This window comes from Pseudomonas sp. REST10 (assembly GCF_029542605.1).
Taxonomy (GTDB): Bacteria; Pseudomonadota; Gammaproteobacteria; order Pseudomonadales; family Pseudomonadaceae; genus Aquipseudomonas; species Aquipseudomonas khazarica.
Window position 1 is genome coordinate 545,129 of the sequence record NZ_CP035677.1, and the last position, 22,313, is coordinate 567,441.

General features: G+C 64.5%; 21 protein-coding genes and 1 pseudogene. 12 read left to right on the forward strand and 10 right to left on the reverse strand.

The features are described 5' to 3' along the window. Window positions 1-46: 46 nt before the first annotated feature. Window positions 47-1,291, forward strand: a complete 1,245-nt coding sequence (locus tag EWH21_RS02575; RefSeq protein WP_277699716.1) for a sterol desaturase family protein — start codon at window positions 47-49, stop codon at window positions 1,289-1,291. On the opposite strand, the gene EWH21_RS02580 is transcribed toward EWH21_RS02575, so the two are convergent. Continuing rightward, entirely contained in the window at window positions 1,259-1,813 is a 555-nt protein-coding gene (locus tag EWH21_RS02580; RefSeq protein WP_047588833.1) for a DedA family protein, read from the reverse strand. The two genes, EWH21_RS02575 and EWH21_RS02580, sit on opposite strands and share 33 nt — an antisense overlap. A gap of 196 nt (window positions 1,814-2,009) precedes the next feature. Here EWH21_RS02580 and hemB point away from each other — a divergent pair, with 196 nt between their 5' ends. Together hemB and ppk1 are read left to right on the forward strand one after the other, a co-directional pair. Next, a complete protein-coding gene (gene hemB, locus EWH21_RS02585; RefSeq protein WP_037052854.1) occupies window positions 2,010-3,023 on the forward strand; it encodes a porphobilinogen synthase in 1,014 nt (337 codons plus the stop codon). A gap of 19 nt (window positions 3,024-3,042) precedes the next feature. Then, a complete protein-coding gene (gene ppk1, locus EWH21_RS02590) occupies window positions 3,043-5,229 on the forward strand; it encodes a polyphosphate kinase 1 (RefSeq protein ID WP_175254410.1) in 2,187 nt (728 codons plus the stop codon). Between the two features lie 85 nt (window positions 5,230-5,314). On the opposite strand, the gene EWH21_RS02595 is transcribed toward ppk1, so the two are convergent. Beyond that, window positions 5,315-6,283 (reverse strand): AraC family transcriptional regulator, encoded by a 969-nt coding sequence (locus EWH21_RS02595; protein WP_037052856.1) that lies wholly within the window; start codon window positions 6,281-6,283, stop codon window positions 5,315-5,317. Between the two features lie 158 nt (window positions 6,284-6,441). Between EWH21_RS02595 and EWH21_RS02600 the strand changes: the two genes are divergently transcribed. The 3 genes from EWH21_RS02600 (at window position 6,442) to EWH21_RS02610 (ending at window position 10,126) form a co-directional block, all read left to right on the forward strand. Further along, window positions 6,442-8,655, forward strand: a complete 2,214-nt coding sequence (locus EWH21_RS02600; RefSeq protein ID WP_277699717.1) for a TonB-dependent siderophore receptor — start codon at window positions 6,442-6,444, stop codon at window positions 8,653-8,655. A 288-nt stretch (window positions 8,656-8,943) separates the two neighbouring features. Beyond that, window positions 8,944-9,243, forward strand: coding sequence for a DUF2218 domain-containing protein (locus tag EWH21_RS02605; RefSeq protein ID WP_150607565.1), 300 nt, complete (start codon window positions 8,944-8,946; stop codon window positions 9,241-9,243). Beyond that, complete coding sequence (locus EWH21_RS02610) at window positions 9,233-10,126, forward strand: alpha/beta hydrolase-fold protein (protein ID WP_277699718.1); 894 nt, start codon at window positions 9,233-9,235, stop codon at window positions 10,124-10,126. The genes EWH21_RS02605 and EWH21_RS02610 overlap by 11 nt, the downstream gene beginning before the upstream one ends. 67 nt (window positions 10,127-10,193) lie before the next feature. On the opposite strand, the gene ppx is transcribed toward EWH21_RS02610, so the two are convergent. From ppx to EWH21_RS02645, 7 genes are all read right to left on the reverse strand, one after another. Further along, complete coding sequence (ppx, locus tag EWH21_RS02615) at window positions 10,194-11,696, reverse strand: exopolyphosphatase (RefSeq protein ID WP_037052866.1); 1,503 nt, start codon at window positions 11,694-11,696, stop codon at window positions 10,194-10,196. Window positions 11,697-11,807: 111 nt separating this feature from the next. Beyond that, a complete protein-coding gene (locus EWH21_RS02620; protein ID WP_134677875.1) occupies window positions 11,808-12,308 on the reverse strand; it encodes a hypothetical protein in 501 nt (166 codons plus the stop codon). A gap of 348 nt (window positions 12,309-12,656) precedes the next feature. After that, on the reverse strand, window positions 12,657-13,160 hold the full coding sequence (locus EWH21_RS02625) for an ureidoglycolate lyase (protein ID WP_277699719.1): 504 nt from the start codon (window positions 13,158-13,160) through the stop codon (window positions 12,657-12,659). Continuing rightward, complete coding sequence (locus EWH21_RS02630) at window positions 13,157-13,888, reverse strand: amino acid ABC transporter ATP-binding protein (RefSeq protein ID WP_037052868.1); 732 nt, start codon at window positions 13,886-13,888, stop codon at window positions 13,157-13,159. The genes EWH21_RS02625 and EWH21_RS02630 overlap by 4 nt, the downstream gene beginning before the upstream one ends. After that, window positions 13,875-14,525, reverse strand: a complete 651-nt coding sequence (locus tag EWH21_RS02635; RefSeq protein WP_277700589.1) for an amino acid ABC transporter permease — start codon at window positions 14,523-14,525, stop codon at window positions 13,875-13,877. Before EWH21_RS02635 ends, EWH21_RS02630 begins: the two co-directional genes overlap by 14 nt. Beyond that, the gene (locus tag EWH21_RS02640; RefSeq protein WP_175254497.1) at window positions 14,522-15,187 is read right to left on the reverse strand and encodes an amino acid ABC transporter permease; all 666 of its coding nucleotides are present in this window, start codon (window positions 15,185-15,187) and stop codon (window positions 14,522-14,524) included. The genes EWH21_RS02635 and EWH21_RS02640 overlap by 4 nt, the downstream gene beginning before the upstream one ends. A gap of 19 nt (window positions 15,188-15,206) precedes the next feature. Next, the gene (locus EWH21_RS02645) at window positions 15,207-15,992 is read right to left on the reverse strand and encodes a transporter substrate-binding domain-containing protein (protein WP_037052876.1); all 786 of its coding nucleotides are present in this window, start codon (window positions 15,990-15,992) and stop codon (window positions 15,207-15,209) included. 287 nt (window positions 15,993-16,279) lie between these two features. On the opposite strand from EWH21_RS02645, the gene EWH21_RS02650 reads away from it, so the two are divergent. The 5 genes from EWH21_RS02650 (at window position 16,280) to EWH21_RS02670 (ending at window position 21,512) form a co-directional block, all read left to right on the forward strand. Continuing rightward, window positions 16,280-16,984, forward strand: coding sequence for a FadR/GntR family transcriptional regulator (locus EWH21_RS02650; protein ID WP_037052880.1), 705 nt, complete (start codon window positions 16,280-16,282; stop codon window positions 16,982-16,984). 109 nt (window positions 16,985-17,093) lie between these two features. Further along, window positions 17,094-17,420 carry a thioredoxin TrxA gene (trxA, locus tag EWH21_RS02655; RefSeq protein ID WP_047588854.1) on the forward strand — a complete coding sequence of 109 codons (327 nt, stop codon included), beginning with the start codon at window positions 17,094-17,096 and terminating at the stop codon, window positions 17,418-17,420. A 265-nt stretch (window positions 17,421-17,685) separates the two neighbouring features. Next, window positions 17,686-18,945: a transcription termination factor Rho gene (rho, locus tag EWH21_RS02660; protein ID WP_037052884.1), complete on the forward strand. Its 1,260-nt coding sequence runs from the start codon at window positions 17,686-17,688 to the stop codon at window positions 18,943-18,945. Window positions 18,946-19,077: 132 nt separating this feature from the next. Further along, a complete protein-coding gene (gene ubiD / locus EWH21_RS02665) occupies window positions 19,078-20,544 on the forward strand; it encodes a 4-hydroxy-3-polyprenylbenzoate decarboxylase (protein WP_277699720.1) in 1,467 nt (488 codons plus the stop codon). Further along, window positions 20,544-21,512, forward strand: a complete 969-nt coding sequence (locus EWH21_RS02670; RefSeq protein ID WP_175254494.1) for a CDP-6-deoxy-delta-3,4-glucoseen reductase — start codon at window positions 20,544-20,546, stop codon at window positions 21,510-21,512. The genes ubiD and EWH21_RS02670 overlap by 1 nt, the downstream gene beginning before the upstream one ends. A 47-nt stretch (window positions 21,513-21,559) precedes the next feature. On the opposite strand, the pseudogene EWH21_RS02675 reads toward EWH21_RS02670, so the two are convergent. After that, a pseudogene (locus EWH21_RS02675) lies at window positions 21,560-21,745 on the reverse strand (zinc-binding dehydrogenase); the annotation flags it as partial. Window positions 21,746-21,841: 96 nt separating this feature from the next. Here EWH21_RS02675 and EWH21_RS02680 point away from each other — a divergent pair. Then, window positions 21,842-22,198 (forward strand): hypothetical protein, encoded by a 357-nt coding sequence (locus EWH21_RS02680; RefSeq protein ID WP_277699721.1) that lies wholly within the window; start codon window positions 21,842-21,844, stop codon window positions 22,196-22,198. The last annotated feature ends 115 nt before the right edge of the window (window positions 22,199-22,313 follow it).

Below are 22,313 nucleotides of genomic sequence, written 5' to 3' on the forward strand. Positions count from 1 at the left end.
GAACATCAGCCCAATCCCGGCACAAGTACAACGCTATGGCGCAGTCATGAATTACGTTCTCTATGCAGTGCCCTTCTTCTTCCTGCTGATCGGCCTGGAACTGCTCGCCGACCGCTGGCGCGGCATGCGCACCTACCGCCTGGCCGACGCCCTGAACAGCCTCAGCGCCGGCGTGCTGTCGCAGGCCACCGGCCTGCTGACCAAGGTGGTGGGTCTGCTGACCTACGCCTTCGCCTGGGAGCACCTGGCGTTGTTCGAGCTCTCCGCAAACAGCCTCTGGGTGTGGATAAGCGCCTTCGTCTTCTATGACTTCTGCTACTACTGGAACCACCGCCTGGGCCATGAGCGCAACGTGCTCTGGGCCGCGCATGCGGTGCACCATCAAAGTGAAGACTACAATCTCTCCACGGCGTTACGGCAGACCAGCACCGGTTTCATCTTCGGCTGGATCTTCTACCTGCCGATGGCCATCGCCGGTGTGCCGCCGCTGGTGTTTCTCACGGTGGCGGCGCTGAACCTGCTCTATCAGTTCTGGGTGCACACCCGGCACATTCCCAAGCTGGGCTGGTTCGAGTGGCTGTTCATCACGCCCTCCAACCACCGGGTGCACCATGCACAGAATCCTATCTACATGGATCGCAATTACGGCGGTGTGTTCATCGTCTGGGACCGAATTTTCGGCACCTTCCAGGAAGAGCTGGATGAGGAGCCGGTGATCTTCGGCGTCACCGTACCGCTCGCCAGCTGGAACCCGCTGTGGGCCAACCTGCAGGTCTATGCCGGGTTGTGGAACGATGCGCGGCGGGCCGCCTCCTGGTGGGATCGGCTGCGCATCTGGTTCATGCCCACCGGCTGGCGCCCGGCCGATGTGGTGGCGCGCTATCCGCAGGCCAAGCCGGACCTGGGCAATTTCCGCAAGTTCGACGTCGCCCTGGGGCGCGGTGCGCAGTGCTATGCCCTGCTGCAGTTCGTCTGTTACCTGCTGGCCGGTGTCTGGCTGCTCGCGCAAGGTGAGTCGCTGGCCCTGGCGGCGCTGCTGCTGGCCTGCCTGTGGGTCGCCCTGGGCCTGTGCAGCATCGGCCTGTGGCTGGAGAATCGCCCAGGCGCCGCCAGGCTCGAGTACCTGCGCCTGCTGCTCAACGTCCCGGCGTTGTGGCTGGCGGGTGCGCTGGGTGCGTTGAGCCTGGATGGCGGCGCCTGGGGCTGGCTCGCCGCCTACAGCCTGGCTAGCCTGCTGGGTATCTGGCTAGCGCGTGGCTCAGCCGCGCCGGCGCTGACTCCACCGGTATAGCCAGGCGAACGCAAGCAGCAGCACCACGCCGGCGAGCAGCAGGATCTGGTAGTGGCGCAGCTCGTCGAGCAGGCCGCCCATGGCGTTGCCCAGGCTGTAGGCCAGCAGGCTGATGCCGCCGGCCCAGACGCCGGCGCCGATGGCGTCGAGCAGCAGGTAGCGCGGCCATGAATAGCCGGACAGGCCGATGGTCAGCGGCATCACGGTGCGCAGGCCGTAGAGGAAGCGAAAGCACAGTACCCACAGGTCCGGGTAGCGCCTGATCAGCCCGCTGGCGCGCTCGCCCAGCGGTTGCCAGCGCGGCTTGCGCGCCAGCAGGGCACGACCGTGGCGACGGCCGAGGTAGTACCACAGCTGGTCGCTGGCGAAGGTGCCGAGAAAGGCGCACAGCGCCACCCATTCGATCTGCAGCACGTTGCGCACGGCCATGTAGGCGGCCAGCAGCAGCGACACCTCGCCTTCGAGGAAGGTGCCGAGGATCAGGGCCGGATAACCGAACTGGCGGATCAGCTCTTGGAGCATGTGCTGCGCTCGTGGATCATGGGGGGGTGAAGACTACTCCGACCGCGAAAGGCCCGGAAGGTGGCAGGCCGTGCCACAATGTGCGACTGCCTGTGCGACGCGCAGTCGCACGAAGTAATGCGACCGTCATCATTTGGTCATAATGGTCGCTTATAACCGTCACACTGGCCCGTTCTTGCGGGCTCTGGAGTCTGCCGTGAGCGTTACCCCCGCCAACCGCCTGTTCCCCGCCACCCGCCTGCGCCGCAACCGTCGCGACGATTTTTCCCGTCGCCTGGTACGCGAGAACCGCCTGAGCGTCGATGACCTGATCCTGCCGGTATTCATTCTCGACGGCGAGAACCGTCGCGAGGCGATCGCGTCGATGCCGGGCGTCGAGCGCCTGTCGATCGATCAGCTGCTGGTCGAGGCCGAGCGCTGGGTGGAGCTGGGTATTCCGCTGATCGACCTGTTCCCGTACATCCCGACCGAGCGCAAGTCGCTCGACGCCGCCGAGGCGTGGAACCCGGACGGGCTGATCCAGCGTGCCATCCGCGCGCTGCGCGAGCGCTTCCCGGAGCTCGGGGTGATGACCGACGTCGCGCTGGACCCCTACACCACGCACGGCCAGGACGGCATCATCGATGACGATGGCTACGTGCTCAACGACATCACCATCGACGCGCTGGTCCGTCAGTCGCTGTCGCACGCCGAGGCCGGCGCGCACATCATCTCGCCGTCGGACATGATGGACGGCCGGGTGCAGGCGATCCGCGAGGCGCTGGAGCTGGGCGATCACGTCAACACCCGCATCATGGCCTACTCGGCCAAGTACGCCAGCGCCTACTACGGGCCGTTCCGCGATGCCATCGGCTCGTCCGGCAACCTGGGCAAGGGCAACAAGTTCACCTACCAGATGGACCCGGCCAATGGTGACGAGGCGCTGCATGAAGTCGCCGCCGACCTCGCCGAGGGCGCCGACATGGTCATGGTCAAGCCGGGTATGCCGTACCTGGATGTGCTGTGGCGCGTGAAGGACACCTTCAAGGTGCCGACCTTCGTCTATCAGGTCAGCGGTGAGTACGCCATGCACATGGCGGCGATCCAGAACGGCTGGCTGACCGAAGCAGCGATGATGGAATCGCTCACCGCATTCAAACGCGCCGGTGCCGATGGCATCCTCACCTATTTCGCCGTACGTGCGGCAGAACTGCTAAAACAGGGGCAATGACGCCCCCAGGAACCCAGCGATGAACACCGAAGGACTCACCAGCGAAGCGCTCGAAGGCTCCCAGCCGCAACCTCAGGTCGAGGTAGTGGCTGAGCAACCGGTGGTGGAAACACCGCCACCGCCGCCCCCCAGCCTGGATGACAGCAGCCTGTACATCCACCGTGAACTGTCCCAGCTGCAGTTCAACATCCGCGTGCTGGAGCAGGCCCTGGATGAGTCCTATCCCTTGCTGGAACGCCTGAAGTTCCTGCTGATCTTCTCCAGCAACCTCGACGAGTTCTTCGAGATTCGCGTCGCCGGCCTGAAGAAGCAGATCAACTTCGCCCGCGAACAGGCCGGCGCCGACGGCCTGCAGCCGCATCAGGCGCTGTCGCGCATCAGCGAGCTGGTGCACGAGCAGGTCGAGCGCCAGTACGCGATCCTCAACGACACGCTGTTCCCGGCCCTGGCCAAGCAAGGCATCAACTTCATTCGTCGGCGCTACTGGACGGCCAAGCTCAAGACCTGGGTGCGCCGCTATTTCCGCGACGAGATCGCGCCGATCATCACGCCCATCGGGCTCGACCCGACGCACCCCTTCCCGCTGCTGGTGAACAAGAGCCTGAACTTCATCGTCGAACTGGAGGGCGTCGATGCCTTCGGTCGCGATTCCGGTCTGGCCATCATCCCGGCGCCACGCCTGCTGCCACGGATCATCCGCGTGCCGGAAGAGGTCGGTGGCCCCGGCGACAACTACGTGTTCCTCTCGTCGATGATCCACGCCCATGCCGACGACCTGTTCCAGGGCATGAAGGTCAAGGGTTGCTACCAGTTCCGCCTGACCCGTAACGCCGACCTGTCGGTGGACACGGAGGACGTCGAAGACCTGGCCCGCGCCCTGCGCGGCGAGCTGTTCAGCCGGCGCTACGGCGATGCGGTGCGCCTGGAGGTGGTCGACACCTGCCCGAAACACCTGCGCGATCACCTGCTCAAGCAGTTCGGCCTGACCGAGGGCGAGCTGTACCAGGTCAACGGCCCGGTCAACCTGACGCGCCTGTTCAGCATCACCGGCCTGGATAACCACCCGGACCTGCAGTACGCACCGTTCACCCCGGTGATCCCCAAGCCGCTGCAGAACTCGGAGAACATCTTCAACGTGGTCAGCAAGCAGGACATCCTCCTGCTGCACCCGTTCGAGTCCTTCACCCCGGTGGTCGACCTGCTGCGCCAGGCCGCCAAGGACCCGCACGTGCTGGCCATCAAGCAGACGCTGTACCGCTCCGGCGCCAATTCGGAGATCGTCGACGCACTGGTCGAGGCGGCGCGCAACGGCAAGGAGGTCACGGCGGTGATCGAGCTGCGTGCGCGGTTCGACGAAGAGTCCAACCTGCAGCTCGCCAGCCGTCTGCAGGCCGCTGGCGCGGTGGTGATCTACGGGGTGGTCGGCTTCAAGACCCACTCCAAGATGATGCTGATCCTGCGTCGCGAGAACGGCGAGATTCGTCGCTATGCGCACCTGGGTACCGGCAACTACCACGCCGGCAACGCTCGTCTGTACACCGACTACAGCCTGCTGACCGCCGACGTGGCGCTCGGCGAGGACGTCTCCAAGCTGTTCAGCCAGCTGATCGGCATGGGCAAGACCCTGCGCATGAAGAAGCTGCTGCACGCGCCCTTCACCCTGAAGAAGACCCTGCTCGACCTGATCGCCAAGGAAACCGCCGCGGCGGCCGAGGGCAAGCCGGCGCACATCATCGCCAAGTTCAACTCGCTGACCGATCCGAAGGTCATCCGCGCGCTGTACAAGGCCAGCCAGACCGGGGTGAAGATCGACCTGGTGGTGCGTGGCATGTGCTGCCTGCGGCCGGGCGTGCCGGGCGTGTCGCACAACATCCAGGTGCGCTCGATCATCGGTCGCTTCCTCGAACACACCCGCGTGTACTACTTTCTCAACGGCGGCGACGAGCTGATCTACCTGTCCAGTGCCGACTGGATGGAGCGCAACCTCGACAAGCGCGTGGAGACCTGCTTCCCGGTCGAGGGCAAGAAGCTCATCACCCGGGTCAAGAAGGAGCTGGAAAGCTACCTGACCGACAACACCCAGGCCTGGGTGCTGCAGTCCGACGGTCGCTACGTGCGCCAGCAGCCCACCGGCAACCAGAATCCGCGTAATGCGCAGGCCGGCCTGCTGGAAAAGCTCACCGCCCCCGTGATCAGCGCCCGGTAACGGCGGCTGCGCGCAACACCCTCTCCCGCTTGCGGGAGGGGCGTACGCTTCTCGCCCGCGCCGTGCGCGGCTTGCCGGGTGATCGCTACAGGCGCGCGCGGACCTGCTTGGGGCTGATGCCGAAGGCGCGCTTGAACGCCGTGGAGAAGTTGGCGGCGCTGCCGTAGCCGGCGATCCAGGCCGCCTGACTGACGCTCACCCCTTGCTGTTCCAGCGCTTCACGCGCCTGCTGCAGCTTGCGCTGGCGCTGATACTCGAACAGCGACGTGCCCTTGGCTGCCTGGAACTGCCGTTGCAGGGTGCTGGCGCAGCAACCTACCTCCTGGGCGATGTCCTCCAGTGACCAGCCATCGGCCGTACCGCTGTGCAGCAGCTCCAGGGTGCGGCGAATGCGTTGATGCTCGTGCGGACGCAGGTTGCTCGGTGCACTGGCCGACTGTCCTGTCAGCAGGCTCAGGGCCTCGCCGGCGATCTCCAGGGCGCGGCTTTCCAGGTACAGGTTCTCCAGCAGGCGATTGCCGCACCCCGGGTGGAGCACCTGCTCGGCCAGGGTCAGCAGGCGTGCCGACGGTTGCCAGCGCAGCACGTTGAGCGGCCGATAGTCCCCCTGCAGCAAGGCCTTGAGCTCCGCCTGGGCCTCGAAACCGCTCGCTTCGAACCATTCCGGCGTCAGGCTGACCGACACCTTGCGGATGTGCTGGCCACGGCGCGCGCGGCGGGCGAACAGCATCGGTTCGTTGAGGGCGATGGTCACTCCCTCGCAGCCCGTGCGCGGGGTACCGAAGGTGAATGGCTTGCCGTCGTAGCTGACCTCGCTGCGCCCCTGCAGGAAGAGGATGAAGTTCAGGTGCGGACGGGCCTCGGCCTGGGTGGCGAAGTCCTGCAGTTCCAGGCAGTCGGAGCAGTGCAGCGATAGCCCGCTGCGCAGGCGGCGCCAGCTCAGGTGGCCCTGGAACAGGCGGTCGGCACGGCTCTCGCCACCGACCAGGCGGATGGCGTCACCGGACAACTGGGCCAGCTCTCCGGCGCGGACGATGGGGGTACTGCTGGTCATCGGGGCACCTCTGCGTGCTTCTGGCGCAAAGAACAAATCTCGGCGCGCAAACCTCTTGCTGCAAACAGGGTGGCAGACTACGCCTCGCCATTTATTGATGCAAATCATTCGCATTGGTTGTTGTGCCGCCCGATTGGGTGGCACGCCGGGGAGGGGTTATGTACCTGCAATCGTGTCGTGAACACTCGTTCAATCCATTGGCCATCGCCGTGCTGCTGGCGCTGCCAGGTCTCGGCATGGCCGCCGAAGAGCCGCTTGAGCTGCAGCCTACCGAGGTGCTCGGTACGGCCCAGGAAGAACTCAAGCAGGCCCTCGGGGTGTCGGTGATCACCGCCGAGGACATCCAGAAGGCGCCGCCGATGAACGACGTCGCCGAGATCATCCGCAAGCAGCCGGGGGTCAACCTGACCGGCAACAGCGGTTCGGGTGCGCGCGGCAACAATCGCCAGATCGATATCCGTGGCATGGGCCCGGAGAACACCCTGATCCTGATCGACGGCAAGCCGGTCAGCTCGCGCAATGCCGTGCGCTATGGCTGGCGCGGTGACCGCGACACGCGCGGCGACACCAACTGGGTGCCGGCCGAGCAGATCGAGCGCATCGAAGTGCTGCGTGGCCCCGCCGCCGCGCGCTATGGCAGCGGCGCCGCCGGTGGCGTGGTCAACATCATCACCAAGAAGGCCGGCCTGGAGCACCACGGCAACCTCAGCCTGTACGCCAACATGCCCGAGCACAGCGAGGAGGGCGCCACCCGCCGCCTCAACTTCGGGCTCAGCGGCCCGTTGACCGATACCCTCTCGTATCGCGTGTACGGCAACCTGAACAAGACCGATTCGGACGACGAGGACATCAACGAAGGCCGTGCCGTCAGCGCCTCCAATGCTGCCCTGGCCGGTCGTGAAGGGGTGCGCAACCGCGACGTGGACGGCACCCTGACCTGGCGCCTCGACGAGTCGCAGACCCTCGAGCTGCAGGCCGGCTTCAGCCGCCAGGGCAACATCTACACCGGCGACAGCATGAACAACCTGTCCAGCAGTGCCGTGGTCGACAACTACCGCAGCGCCTGGATCGGCCGCGAAACCAACCGCATGTACCGCAACACCTACGGCGTCACGCACCACGGCGACTGGGATTTCGGTACCACGATGAACTACCTGCAGTACGAGCGCACGCGCAACAACCGGCTCAAGGAAGGCCTGGCCGGTGGGCCGGAGGGGGCGATCTACAGTGATCAGTTCGGCACCATCGAGCTGGAGAGCCTGACCGCGCACAGTGAAGTGAGCCTGCCGATCTCGGCCGTGTTCGAGCAGGTGGTGACGCTGGGGGCGGAGTGGAACGAGCAGCGCATGGAAGATGGCGTCTCCGATCTCGCCGCGATCCAGAGCGTCGGTTACCCGACTCGCTTCGATGGCGACATCGCCATGCGTACCGCATCGCTGTTCGTCGAGGACAACATCGAACTGCGTCCCGGCACCGTTCTCACGCCCGGATTGCGTTACGACCACAACAGCCTGAGCGGCGGCAACTGGAGCCCGTCGCTCAACCTGTCGCATCGCCTGGACGACCATTTCACCCTCAAGGCCGGTATCGCACGGGCCTACAAGGTGCCCAACCTGTACCAGAGCAACGCGTCCTACGCGCTGTACAGCAACGGCCTCGGCTGCTGGGACTTCGTCACAGGCGGGCCGGGCTGCTTCCTGGTGGGTAACGAGAATCTCGAAGCGGAAACCAGCGTCAACAAGGAACTGGGCATCGAGTTCGAATCCGCCGACTACCATGCCAGCCTGACCTGGTTCCGTAACGATTACCGCGACAAGGTCGAAGCGGGCCGTACACCGGTGGGTTCGGTCAACTTCACCCAGGGCAGCAGCACGCGCGTGGCCAATGTGTTCCAGTGGACCAACATTCCGCGTGCGGTGGTCGAAGGCTTCGAGGGCAACCTGAAGATGCCGCTGGCCAGCAGCCTGAGCTGGAACACCAACTTCACCTGGATGCTGCAATCGAAGAACAAGGAGACCGGCGAGCCGTTGTCGATCATCCCCGAGTTCACCGTCAACTCCACCCTCGACTGGCAGGTGACCGACCCGCTGTCGCTGCAGACCACGGTGACCTGGTACGGCCGGCAGACGCCGGGCAAGTACGACTACCAGGGCAACGTACTGAGTGGCGATGCACGGCGGGAGATCGCCCCCTATGCGCTGGTCGGGGTCGGCGGCACCTATGCTATCGACAAGAACTGGAGCATCGGCGCGGGCGTCAGCAACCTGTTCGACAAGCGCCTGTACCGCGAGGGCAACAGCCGCGAGGCCGGCGCCTACACCTACAACGAGCCGGGGCGCACCTTCTACGCCAGCCTCAGCACCAACTTCTGACAGCCTTGCCCAATGGTGGATGAAAAGAGCGTCATCCACCCTACGACTGCAGCACGTGATCTCACGTAGGGTGGACGACGCTTCACCCGTCCACCGTTCGGTGTACGCGATGGTGGATGAGAAGAGCGTCATCCACCCCACGGCTGCAACACGCGGTCTCACGTAGGGTGGACGACGCTTCACCCGTCCACCGCTTGATGTGCACGATGGTGGATGGCAAGCGCGTCATCCACTCTCCAATCCCGATAACAGCGGGTCCACCCGCCGCCACCTGATGAGCCTTCCTGCATGATCCGATTCCAAGGCGCCGCGGTTACCGCCTCTGCGTCGCTGTACATGACCAAGCTGTGCAAGCACTTTCGCCACAAGATCGCCGTGGAGTTCGATGAGCGCAGCGCCGATGCACGTTTCCCGTTCGGGCGCTGCTTGATGCAGGCCGATGCGGACAGCCTGCGCTTCGACTGCCAGGCCGATGACGACGAGGCTGCCGCACGCATCCGCTTCGTGCTCGACGACCACCTGGTGCGTTTCGCCCGCCGGGAAAACCTGAGCATCACCTGGAGCGAGGACATCGCCGATGAGGGCTAGCGTCGTCCTCTGCCTGCTGGCGCTGCTGTCCTCTCCTGCGCTGCAGGCCGAGCCCTGGCAGCCGGCGACGCTGGCGCAGGCGGAAATGCGCGAGCTGCAGTCCCGGCATACCGGGCGCACCTATCGCCTGTACCTGTCCCGGCCGCAGGGCGAGGCGCCGCCGCAGGGTTACCCGGTGGTCTATGTGCTCGATGCCAACCTGTTCTTCCCGCTGCTGTCGCAGCAGGCGCTGATGTATCAGCCGCATGCCTCCCGCGACGGTCGCGAGGCCGTGCTGGTGGTGGGCATCGGCTACCCGGGCGATGCGCCTTTCGATGTCCCGGCGCGTGCCGAGGACTACACGCCGCCCGCGCCGGATATGCGCGACACCGGTGATCGGCTGGCCACCCGGCAGGGCGGCGCCGAGCGCTTCCTCGACTTTCTCGAGGATGAGGTCAAGCCACTGGTCGCCACGCGCTACAAGGTCGACCCGCAGCGGCAGACGCTGTTCGGCCACTCCTACGGCGGCCTGTTCACCCTCTACACGATGCTCAGCCGTCCACAGGCGTTCCAGCGCTATTTCGCCTCCAGTCCGTCACTGTGGTGGAACCGGCGCTATGCCTTCGACCTGTTGCAGGCCCACGCAGAGCAGGAGCAGCGACCGCAGGTGCGCCTGCTGCTCAGCGTCGGAGGTGGCGAACAACCTGCGGCCGGTGCACAGCTCAAGGATGCGCGGCAACGGCACCTGGCCGAAAGGCGCATGGTGGACAACACGCGTGAATTCCATCAGCGCCTGAATGCGCTGGGCCTGCCCAACGAGCTGCTGGTGGCCCCGGGGCGCGACCATGCCGGCAATGCCTTCGTCAGCAGCGTGCAGGTGCTGGACTTCGCGCTGCAGCCGTAGGGCGGGTGCAACCCGCCAGGTAACGCTGGCAGGGGGCCCGCCCTGTCGCGATTCAGGTCGGGGAGGGTCAGCGCACGCTCAGCGCCAGGTCGATGCGCTTGAGCCACTCGGCTTCGGCCTCGAAGTCGGCCTGGGTCAGCGGGTTGGCCGCCAGCCAGCCGTCGGGGAAGTGAATTTCCAGGCTGTTGTCGCCGATCTTGAACTGCACCTCGGGCATGCTCTGGGAGCCCCGGATGTGGTGGAAGAGAATGGCGAAGCGCAGCAGCACGCACAGGCGCATCAGCTGCACACCTTCCTCGCCGAAGTCGGCGAACTTGTCCTTGGGGATGTTGCGGCGGTGGCCGCGTACCAGCAGTGCCAGCATCTGCTGGTCCTGGCGCGAGAAGCCGGCCAGGTCGGAGTGTTCGATCAGGTAGGCGCCGTGCTTGTGGTACTGGTAGTGGGCGATGTCCAGGCCCACCTCGTGCACCTTGGCGCCCCAGCTCAGCAGCTCGCGGTGCCAGTCGTCGGTCAGGCCCCAGTCGCTGGCCACCTTGTCCAGCGCCGAGAGCGCCTTGCTCTCGACCCGTGCGGCCTGGTCGACGTCGACGTGGTAGCGCTCCATGAAGGCCGACAGGGTGCGTTCGCGTACATCCTCGTGCTGATGACGGCCAAGCAGGTCGTACAGCACGCCTTCGCGCAGGGCGCCCTCGGAGTGGGTCATGCGCTGGATGTCGCAGGCGTCGAAGATGGCTTCGAGAATCGCCAGGCCGGCCGGGAAGATGCCACGGCGATCCGGCTTGATGCCGTCGAGGTCGATCTTCTCCACCTCGCCGAGCTTGAACAGCTTGCGCTTGAGCCAGGCCAGGCCTTCGAGCGTGACTTCGCCACTGCCCAGGCCGGCCGCCTTGGTCGCCAGGCCGATGGCCTTGATGGTGCCGGAAGCGCCCACGGCGTCCTCCCAGCCGAGGCGGCGCAGGCCCTGCTCGATGCCCATCAGCTCCAGGCGCGCAGCGGTGTAGGCCTGGGCGTAGCGCGCCGGGGTGATCTTGCCGTCCTTGAAGTAGCGCTGGGTGAAGCTGACGCAGCCCATCTGCAGGCTTTCACGCAGCAGTGGCTCGAAGCGCTGGCCGATGATGAATTCGGTGCTGCCGCCGCCGATATCGGCGACCAGGCGCTTGCCCGGCGTGTCGGCGATGCTGTGGGACACGCCCAGGTAGATCAGGCGCGCTTCCTCGCGCCCGGAAATCACCTCGACCTGGTGGCCGAGAATCTCCTCGGCACGGCGGATGAACACCGCCCGGTTGCGTGCTTCACGCAGGGCATTGGTGCCGACCACGCGCACCGCGCCTTCCGGCAGGCTGGTGGTGAACTGGGCGAAGCGGCGCAGGCAGTCGAGGCCGCGCTGCATGGCTTCTTCACTGAGCTGGCGTTCGTCGTCCAGGCCTGCCGCCAGCTGTACCTTGTCGCCGAGCCGCTCGAGGATGCGGATCTCGTGATTGTCGGCCTTGGCCAGCACCATATGGAAACTGTTCGAGCCCAGGTCGATGGCGGCGATCAGGGGGAAACTCTCGGCAGGGGCTTGGGGCATGATGGCGGCATCTCGTTCGATTTCCGCGCCATCCTGCCACGACTGAGCGGATGAGCCAACGCATACGGATGTCGCAGAATGGCCGATCCGCTGCTCATGCCGGCTGGCGGATCAGTGAACGGGGTAGTCCTGGCCCCAGAGCCGCACCGACACGCCGCTGTCCATCGGCCCGGCGAAGATGAAGACCTGGCGTACGCCTGCGTTCGCCGGAACGGTGATTTCGTCCGGATTCTGCAGCCCTGGCAGCAGCGGGTTGGCGTAGCCATCGGCGTCGATCGCCAGGAGCGCGCCGGTCTGCGTCAGATTGATCAGGCGCAGTTGCGTGGCGGAAGTATTCTTCAGGCCGAGCGTGACGCGCAGGTTGTCGCCGTCCGGCTGCGTTTTCAGCACGTCGACCTGGACGATGTCCGCCATCTGCTCGTGGTTGGAGATGACCTGTGCGCCATCGGCGCCCTGGGCTGACTCGCGGCCATCGATCACGCCTTCGGTGATGCCGCCCAGCAGGTTCTTCCCGGCCGATATCGCCGAGGACACCGCCGCCTTGGCCGACTCCTTGATAGTGCTGCCTTCGCTGCCTGTCTCGGCGCAAGCGCCGGTGCTCAACAGCAGCATGCCGATCACGGCCGGGACTGTACGGAGAGAAACCATCTGATGCTCCTTGTTGGGATGGCGCGGCTGAGTCGTGCGGCAAGCCGCCCTGAGCCGTCATGTTGCTTCCTGCTGCTCAGCAGACCCTGTGCGCAGGCACGAGGCAAGCCTGTCGCGGCTCGCCGGAGGGCTGCGTCCGAGCGCTAGCCTGTGGCAAATCCGCCGCGACGGCAAGGTCCTCCAGCGGGGATTGCGACGGAGTGGCTTGACCTGGAACCCCGGTCACGAAATCACAGGTGCCTTACGCCCCGGAGTATCCAGGGCGCAGCACCTGTGCCCGCGCACGTGCTGCCGTGCGATGCGCCCAATGGCTCAGAGCAGGGCTTGCAGCGGTTGTTCGAGCATCCGCTCTTCGCAGTTGTGGCCATTGCCGCCGCGATCCACCACGAGGAAGCGAGCGGGGCGTTGCAGGCTCAGCAGCGGGTGGTGCCAGGTGCCACGGGCGTAGTTGATGCCTTGATCCGCTGCGCTGACGAAGGCACGGATGCGCGACTCGTCCAGTTCGCCAGGCGGGGCGACGACGATCAGCATGCGTCCGCCGTCCACCGGGTAGAACGCCTGGCTGCCCAGGGGGTGTCGTTCGAGCATGCGAATCTCGATGGGCGCATGCCAGGCCTGACCCTCGAACAGGTTGACCAGGGTGCGCGGCGCCTCGCCGGCCAGTTCCACCCGGGCCAGGTCGTGATAGCGGGTGGTGGTCCCGGCGTTGATCGGAAAGGAGCGGGCACCGGCGGTCTCGATCACCTCGCCGAACGGGGCGAAGGCCTCGCGGGTCAGCGGCTCGATGTGCAGCGGCAGGGGCGGCATGGCGTTCACAGGTTCACCGAGCCGATGAAGTTGCGCAGTTCCTCGGTGTGCGGCGCGGCGAACAGTGCCTTGGGGTCGCCGATCTCGTGCACCTTGCCCTGGTGCATGAACACCAGCTTGTCGCCCACTTCGCGGGCGAAGCGCATCTCGTGGGTGACCATGATCAGGGTCATGCCTTCGCTGGCCAGTTGCTTGACCACCGCCAGCACCTCGTTGACCAGCTCGGGGTCGAGCGCCGAGGTGATCTCGTCGCACAGCAGCACCTTGGGCGACATGGCCAGTGCGCGGGCGATGGCCACGCGCTGCTGCTGGCCGCCGGAGAGACGCTCGGGGTAGGCGTCGAACTTCTCGGCCAGGCCGACCCGTTCGAGCATCTGCCGGGCGACGGCCTCTGCGTCGGCGCGCGAGGTCTTCTTCACCACCTGCGGTGCGAGCATGACGTTCTCGCCGACGGTCAGGTGCGGGAACAGGTTGAACTGCTGGAACACCATGCCGACTTTCTGCCGCAGGCTGCGCAGGTCGGCGCGGGCGGCGTCGATGTACTCGCCGTCCACTTCGATCACGCCGTCGTTGATCGACTCCAGGCCGTTCAGGGTGCGCAGGAAGGTGCTCTTGCCCGAGCCGCTGCGGCCGATGATGGCGACCACTTCGCCTTCCTCCACCCTGAGGTCGATGCCCTTGAGTACATGGTTGTCGCCGTAGTACTTGTGCAGCGCGGTGACGTTAAGCAGTGACATTGAGCCTCCTTTCCAGGCGGTATGCAGCGAGGGACAGCGGGTAGCAGAGCAGGAAGTAACCGAGGGCGACGAAGCCGTAGACCATGAAGGGCTCGAACGTGGCGTTGGCCAGCATGCTGCCGGTCTTGGTCAGCTCGGTGAAACCGATGATCGAAGTCACCGCAGTGCCCTTGACCACCTGCACCGAGAAGCCGACGGTGGGCGCCACGGCAATGCGCAGTGCCTGCGGCAGGACCACGTGGCGCAGGGTTTCCAGGCGACTCATGGCCAGGCTCTCGGCGGCCTCCCACTGACCTCGGCCGATCGATTCGACGCAGCCGCGCCAGATCTCGGCGAGGAAGGCGCTGGTGAACAGGGTCTGGGCCGTGGCGGCTGCCAGCCAGGGCGATACGTCGATGCCGAGCAAGGCGATGCCGAAGAACACCAGGAACAGCTGCATCAACAGCGGCGTGCCCTGAAACAGCTCGATGTAGCCACGGGCCAGGATGCGTGGCGCAGACAGGGGCGACAGGCGTGCCAGCAGGACCAGCAGGCCGGCGATGCCGCCGCAGACGAAGGCCACCAGCGACAGCAGCAGCGTCCATTGCAGGCCGGTGAGCAGGTTGCGCAGGATGTCCCAGAGGGTGAAGTCCATCAGCGGGCTCCCATGATGAAGCGACGGCCGACCCAGGCCAGCAGCTGGCGGATCAGGATGGCCATGAGCAGGTACAGCGCGGTGGTCAGCAGGTAGGTCTCGAAGGCGCGGAAGTTGCGCGACTGGATGAAGTTGGCGGCGAACGACAGCTCCTCGGTGGAAATCTGCGAACACACCGCCGAACCCAGCATGACGATGATGATCTGGCTCGACAGCGCCGGCCACACCTTGCCCAGCGCCGGGCGCAGCACCACATGGCGGAAGGTCTCGAAGCGGCTCATGGCCAGTGCGGCGGCGGCTTCCAGCTGCCCGGCCGGGATGGCCTGGATGCCGGCACGGATGATCTCCGTGGAATAGGCGCCGAGGTTGATCACCATCGCCAGCACGGCGGCCTCCCACTCGCTCAGGCGCACGCCGAGCGAAGGCAGGCCGAAGAAGATAAAGAACAGCTGGACGATGAATGGCGTGTTGCGGATCAGCTCCACATAGACGCCGAAGATGCGCTCGAACGGGCGGATGCGCCAGGCGCGCAGTATGGCCCCGACGATACCGAGGCCGACACCCAACAGGGTGCCGATCGCGGTCAGGCCGAGGGTGAAGGCCGCGCCCTGCAGCAGCAGGTCGCTGTGCTGCAGGACGGCGGCGAAGTCGAACTGGTACGCCATGGCTCGGCTCCCGCGCGGCTCAGAGGTCAGCCGGCAGCGGTTGCTTCAGCCACTTCTGGCTGATCGCGTCGAGGCTGCCGTCGGCCTTGGCGGCGGCGATGATGGCGTTGACCTTGTCCAGCAGCGCGGCCTGGTTCTTGTTCACCCCGACGTACACCGGCGAGTCCTTGAGCTTGAGCTTCATGCTCGGCACGCGCTTGGGGTTCTTCTCGGAGATGGCCACCATCACCACGTTGCCGCTGGCGATCAGGTCGACCTGACCCGACAGGTAGGCGGCGATGGTCGAGTTGTTGTCCTCGAAGCGCTTGATGGTGGCGCCTTTCGGGGCGACGTTGCTCAGCTCGATGTCCTCGATCGAGCCACGGGTGACGCTGATGGTCTTGCCGTCGAGGTCATCGAGGCTGGCGATGCTGGCGTCTTCCGGGCCGAACACGCCGAGGTAGAAGGGCGCGTAGGGCGAGGAGAAGTCGATCACGGCCTCGCGCTCGGCGTTCTTGCCCAGGCTGGAAATCACCAGATCGACCTTGCCGGTGGTGAGGAAGGGAATGCGGTTGGTGCTGTTGACCGGGGTCAGCTCGAGTTTCACCGCCAGCTTGTCGGCCAGCAGCTGTGCGGTGTCGATGTCCAGGCCGCGCGGCTGCAGGTCCGGGCCGACCGAGCCGAATGGCGGGAAGTCCTGCGGCACTGCGACTTTCAGTGTGCCGGCGGCGCCGATGTCCTGGAGTGCGTCGGCGTGGGCGCTGGTGGCGCCGAGGGTCAGGGCGGCGAACAGGGTGGCCAGCAGGTTGCGATGGATTCTGCGCATGTCGTGCTCCAGTGAAAGGATGAAAACGGATGGGTTTTGCACGGGATCGTGCAGTGCATCGGTTGTGCCAGAATCAATGAAATAGCGGCTTGTATCGCCTCAGGCGAGTGTTGATAAGGTCTTACTGGTCTGAACAGTTGCGGTAGCTGACCGATTGGTCAGATGCAATCCTGTGCCATCTCGGTGCGTTCCTTCGCAGGCCTGTTCCACAAGGGGGCGTCGCTTGCCTGAAGTGGGTCTCTGGCCTTACAAAGGCGGCTCCACTGGACTGACCGGCCCGAACAGCCATGAATGCTTCTGCTCCTCGCGCGGTACCCGAGTACGCTCTGCAGGCGATTCGTCGCCTGATCGAGGAGGAGGGCTATCGCCCCGGCGATGCGTTGCCGTCGCAGCGCGACCTGGCCGAGCGCCTCGGCGTCAGCCGCGCCTCGTTGCGCGAGGCCCTGTCGTCGCTCAGCGCCCTGGGGCTGGTCAGCGTGCAGGCCGGCAAGGGCGTGTTCGTCCAGGAGGCGCCGAAGGTCGAGGCTGCGGGCGGTTTCGTCTGGCCCTTTGCCGCGCAGGTGTCGGCGGCCGACACCTTCCAGCTGCGCTTCGCCCTGGAGGGTTTCGCCTGCGGGCTGGCGGCCGGCGTGATGACCGCCGAAGAGCTGGACATCCTTGAGGACAACGTCGAGCAGATGCGCCAGGCGTTGCGCGCTGGGGACTTCGAGCAGGCGACGCGGCTGGATTTCGAGTTCCACCGACGCATTCTCGCCGCCAGTGGCAACCAGGCGATGTTCGCCCTGGTGACCTCCAGCGCGGACATCTTCCTGGAAAGCCAGAAACTGCCGTTCATCCGTCCCGAGCGGGCCATGGAAACCTGGCAGGAACACCGCAAGATCCTCAAGGCCCTGGCCCGGCATGCTGCGGGGCCGGCGCAGAAGGCCATGCAGCAGCACATTCGCGCCGCAGCGCTGCGCACCGGCATCGCCTTCACCACCCTGGGTGATTGAGGCGTACCCCACAGGGGTATTGAAAGGCTCAATCGCCAGCGCCTTTCGGTGACACTCAAGCCGGGCTATGATGTCGCCACTTTTTGCTTCCGAATATACGGAGACTCTCATGAGCGAATTCATCACCAACGTCAGCGACTCCAGCTTCGACCAGGACGTCATCCAGGCTGAGGGTCCGGTTCTGGTCGACTACTGGGCTGAGTGGTGCGGCCCGTGCAAGATGATTGCACCGGTGCTGGACGAGATCGCCAAGGAATACCAGGGCAAACTCAAGGTGTGCAAACTCAACATCGACGAGAATCAGGAAACCCCGCCGAAGTACGGCGTACGCGGTATCCCGACCCTGATGCTGTTCAAGAACGGCAACGTCGAGGCGACCAAGGTTGGCGCCCTGTCCAAGTCGCAACTGGCTGCGTTCCTCGACAGCAACATCTGAGTCGCAGGGTGGTGGATGAAATCAGCGTCATCCACCCCACGCTGCCTGATGAAGACCCCGCTTTTTGCGGGGTTTTGCATTTTTTGGGGTAGACGCTGTATTTTCGTGGTGTTAAATTCGGCCTCGCTGCATTTTCTATGCAGCCCTCTGCACGCCGTCGCCGATTCATTCCTATACGAACTCGTTCGCGATCCTGTCGCCTTCTCTGCGGCGCGGCCTCTCAAGCTAACAGCTTTCTTCTCCTCTCGATGATCACGTCATTCCTATGAATCTGACCGAACTCAAGCAAAAGCCGATTGCCGAACTGCTGGACATGGCCGAACAGATGGGCCTGGAAAACATGGCCCGTTCGCGCAAACAGGACATCATCTTCGCCCTGCTGAAGAAGCATGCCAAAAGCGGCGAGGAAATTTCCGGTGACGGCGTGCTGGAGATCCTCCAGGACGGTTTCGGCTTCCTGCGCAGCGCGGACTCCTCCTACCTGGCCGGCCCGGACGACATCTACGTCTCGCCCAGCCAGATCCGCCGCTTCAACCTGCGTACCGGTGACACCATCGTCGGCAAGATCCGCCCGCCGAAAGAAGGCGAGCGTTACTTCGCCCTGCTCAAGGTCGACAGCATCAACTTCGACCGCCCGGAGAACGCCAAGAGCAAGATTCTCTTCGAGAACCTGACGCCGCTGTTCCCCAATAAGCGCCTGACCATGGAGGCCGGCAACGGCTCCACCGAGGACATCACCGGCCGTGTGATCGACCTCTGCGCGCCGATCGGCAAGGGCCAGCGTGGCCTGATCGTCGCCCCGCCGAAAGCGGGCAAGACCATCATGCTGCAGAACATCGCGTCGAACATCACGCGCAACAACCCGGAAGTGCACCTGATCGTCCTGCTGATCGACGAGCGTCCGGAAGAAGTGACCGAGATGCAGCGCACCGTGCGCGGCGAAGTGGTCGCCTCCACCTTCGACGAGCCGCCGACCCGCCACGTGCAGGTTGCCGAGATGGTCATCGAGAAGGCCAAGCGCCTGGTGGAGCACAAGAAGGATGTGGTCATCCTGCTCGACTCCATTACCCGTCTGGCACGTGCCTACAACACCGTGATCCCGAGCTCCGGCAAGGTGCTGACCGGTGGTGTCGACGCCCATGCCCTGGAGAAGCCGAAGCGCTTCTTCGGTGCCGCGCGCAACATCGAGGAAGGCGGCTCGCTGACCATCCTCGCCACCGCGCTGATCGAGACCGGCTCGAAGATGGACGAAGTGATCTACGAGGAATTCAAGGGCACCGGCAACATGGAGCTGATCCTCGACCGTCGCGTGGCCGAGAAGCGCACCTTCCCGGCGATCAACATCAACAAGTCGGGCACCCGTCGTGAAGAGTTGCTGACCGGCGAGGAAGAGCTGTCGCGCATGTGGATTCTGCGCAAGCTGCTGCACCCGATGGACGAGATCGCCGCCATCGAGTTCCTCATCGACAAGCTGAAAGCGACGAAGACCAACGACGAGTTCTTCCTGTCGATGAAGCGCAAGTAAGACCTTGCGCTGTGCCACGAGGCCGGGGAAACCCGGCCTTGTCGTATCTGGAGGCTTTCAAGCCTTCTGAAAGCCCGACTTCGGCGCTAAACTTTACGGCTGACCCAAGCCAGCCCGACACGAGGCTCCTGCATGCAGTATCGCGACCTGCGCGACTTCATCCGTGAACTGGAAAAGCGCGGCGAACTCAAGCGCATCCAGATCCCGGTATCCCCCGTTCTGGAAATGACCGAAATCTGCGACCGCACCCTGCGCAAGGGTGGCCCGGCGCTGCTGTTCGAAAAGCCCACAGGCTTCGACGTGCCGGTGCTCGGCAACCTGTTCGGCACGCCCAAGCGCGTGGCGCTGGGCATGGGCGCCGAGGATGTGTCCGAGCTGCGCGAGATTGGCAAGCTGCTGGCCTTCCTCAAGGAGCCCGAGCCGCCGAAAGGCCTCAAGGATGCCTGGAGCAAGCTGCCGATCTTCAAGAAGGTCATCTCCATGGCGCCCAAGGTGGTCAAGGACGCACCCTGCCATGAGGTGATCGAGGAGGGTGACGACGTCGACCTGGGCAAGCTGCCGATCCAGCACTGCTGGCCGGGCGACGTGGCGCCGCTGATCACCTGGGGCCTGACCATCACCAAGGGCCCGAACAAGGAGCGGCAGAACCTCGGCATCTACCGCCAGCAGGTGATCGGCCGCAACAAGGTGATCATGCGCTGGCTCAGCCACCGTGGCGGTGCGCTGGACTACCGCGAATGGTGCCAGAAGCACCCTGACAAACCGTACCCGGTCTGCGTGGCGCTGGGTGCTGACCCGGCGACCATCCTCGGCGCGGTCACCCCGGTGCCCGATACCCTTTCCGAGTACGCCTTCGCCGGGCTGCTGCGTGGCCATCGCACCGAGCTGATCAAGGCCGTCGGCAGCGAGCTGCAGGTGCCGGCCAGTGCCGAGATCGTGCTGGAGGGCGTGATCCATCCGGGCGAAACCGCGCCGGAGGGGCCCTACGGCGATCACACCGGCTACTACAACGAGGTCGACACCTTCCCGGTGTTCACCGTCGAGCGCATCACCCGCCGCCGCGAGCCGATCTATCACAGCACTTACACCGGCCGCCCGCCCGATGAGCCAGCGATTCTCGGCGTGGCGCTGAACGAGGTGTTCGTGCCGATCCTGCAGAAGCAGTTCCCGGAGATCACCGACTTCTACCTGCCGCCCGAAGGCTGTTCCTACCGCATGGCGGTGGTGACCATGAAGAAGCAGTACCCGGGCCATGCCAAGCGCGTAATGCTTGGTGTCTGGTCGTTCCTGCGACAGTTCATGTACACCAAGTTCGTTATCGTCACCGACGACGACATCAACGCACGGGACTGGAACGACGTGATCTGGGCGATTACCACGCGCATGGACCCCAAGCGCGACACGGTGATGATCGACAACACGCCGATCGACTACCTCGACTTCGCCTCGCCGATCTCCGGCCTGGGTTCGAAGATGGGCCTGGACGCCACCCACAAGTGGCCGGGCGAGACCACGCGCGAATGGGGTCGTGCCATCGAGAAGGACCCTGCGGTAGTGGCGCGGGTCGATGCGTTGTGGAGCGAGCTGGGAATCGATTGATGAATGTGACCCTGCAACCTTCCGGCGTCACCCTGGCCCTGCAGCCGGGCGAGCGCATCCTCGACGGCGCCCGGCGCCTGGGCTACGAGTGCCCGCAAAGCTGCCGCAACGGCAACTGCCATATCTGTGCGGCGCTGCTGGTCGAAGGGCGGGTGCTGCAGTCCGGTGTCGAGCTGGACCATGGCGAGCTGTTCACCTGCCTGGCCGAGCCGCTGGAAGATTGCGTGCTGCACTGGGATGGCGTGCTGGCGCCGGGCGAGCTGCCGGTGCGTGAGCTGAATTGCCAGATGATCGAGTGCCTCGATGTGGGCGGCGACGTCTATCGCGTGCGCCTGCGCACGCCCGCCGGCAAGGTGCCGCGCTATCACGCCGGGCAATACCTGCTGCTGCAGCGCCCGGACGGCGAGATGGCCGCTTTCTCCCTGGCGTCGGCACCGCATTCCGGTCGCGAGCTGGAACTGCACATCCTGGCGCGTGAAGACAGCACCCGCCTGCTGCTCGAGCACCTGCGCGAACACGGCTTTGCCCGCGTGCAGATGCCCTATGGCGATACCCACCTGGCCGAACTGCCGGCAGGACCGCTGGTGCTGATCGCCGCCGGCACCGGCATGGGCCAGATGCACAGCCTGATCGAACACTGCCGCGCCAGCGGCTTCGCCCACCCGGTGCACCTGTACTGGGGCGCACGTCGTCCCGACGACTTCTATCAGCTGCCGCATTGGGCCGAGTGGCAGCAACTGGCCAATCTGCACCTGCATCAGGTGGTCAGCGACCAATGTGGCTGGCAGGGTCGTTGTGGTCTGTTGCACGAAGCGGTGCGCGAAGACTTCCCCGACCTCAAGGCGCTGCACGTCTACGCCAGCGGCTCCCCGGCCATGGTCTACGCCACGCTCGATGCGCTGGTCGACGCCGGGATGGACGCGCACCAGATGCGCGCCGATGTGTTCGCCTACGCACCGCGTGGCTGAACTGAAAAAGCCGCCAATAGGGCGACTTTTTCAGGGGGTGGCATAGTTCACCCCTGCCGCACTTCGACCATCACCTTGCCCACGGCTTTACGCTGGCCGAGCGCATCGATCGCTTCGCCACCCTGCGCTAGCGGGAAGGTCTGTGATACCAATAGTTTGAGTTTGTCTTCGGTGTGGCAGGCGAACAGTTGCTGGAAGTTGTCGGCGTTATCCTGCGGTTGGCGCTGGGGGAAAAAGGAACAGATTTATTTTCGGCTGATATTGTGAGGCAATAAATAAATCTGTCACTTTTACACTGGTGAGGTTGTCGTTCCTTGGAGTGTATTTAAGTGAAATTGAATATTGATTTTCCTAACAATATGATCACGGATGAATTACTCATGCAGGAGCGAATCCCCTGCTTTTGCAAAATTTCAACAGACTTTGAGATTTCGTTTTCGGATACTGTTCCTGAGTCATCGGGACTGGTGTCAGCCTGGGATCGTAGAGAACTTGAGTTAAGAGCTATTGCAGGGGCGGGCGGTCGATATACGCACTTTGCTAACGGTTTGATTACGTTGCGGAAAGTTGGTGAAGGCGTATACAAGATTCTTGACCTTGAAATGTTTTATAAAAGTTACGGTTGGTGCGCTGTCTTGCGAGAAGGGGAGTATGCGCCTCCCGGAGATTTTTGGGATGAAGAGTAAAGATTTTCTGATTAATGCTAAGGGAAAGGGGGTAGATTTATTTTTAGGATGACGGTGCTGCGTCATAAATAAATCTGTACCCTTTTTCCTTTTTTCACACTACCGTTGTTTCAGG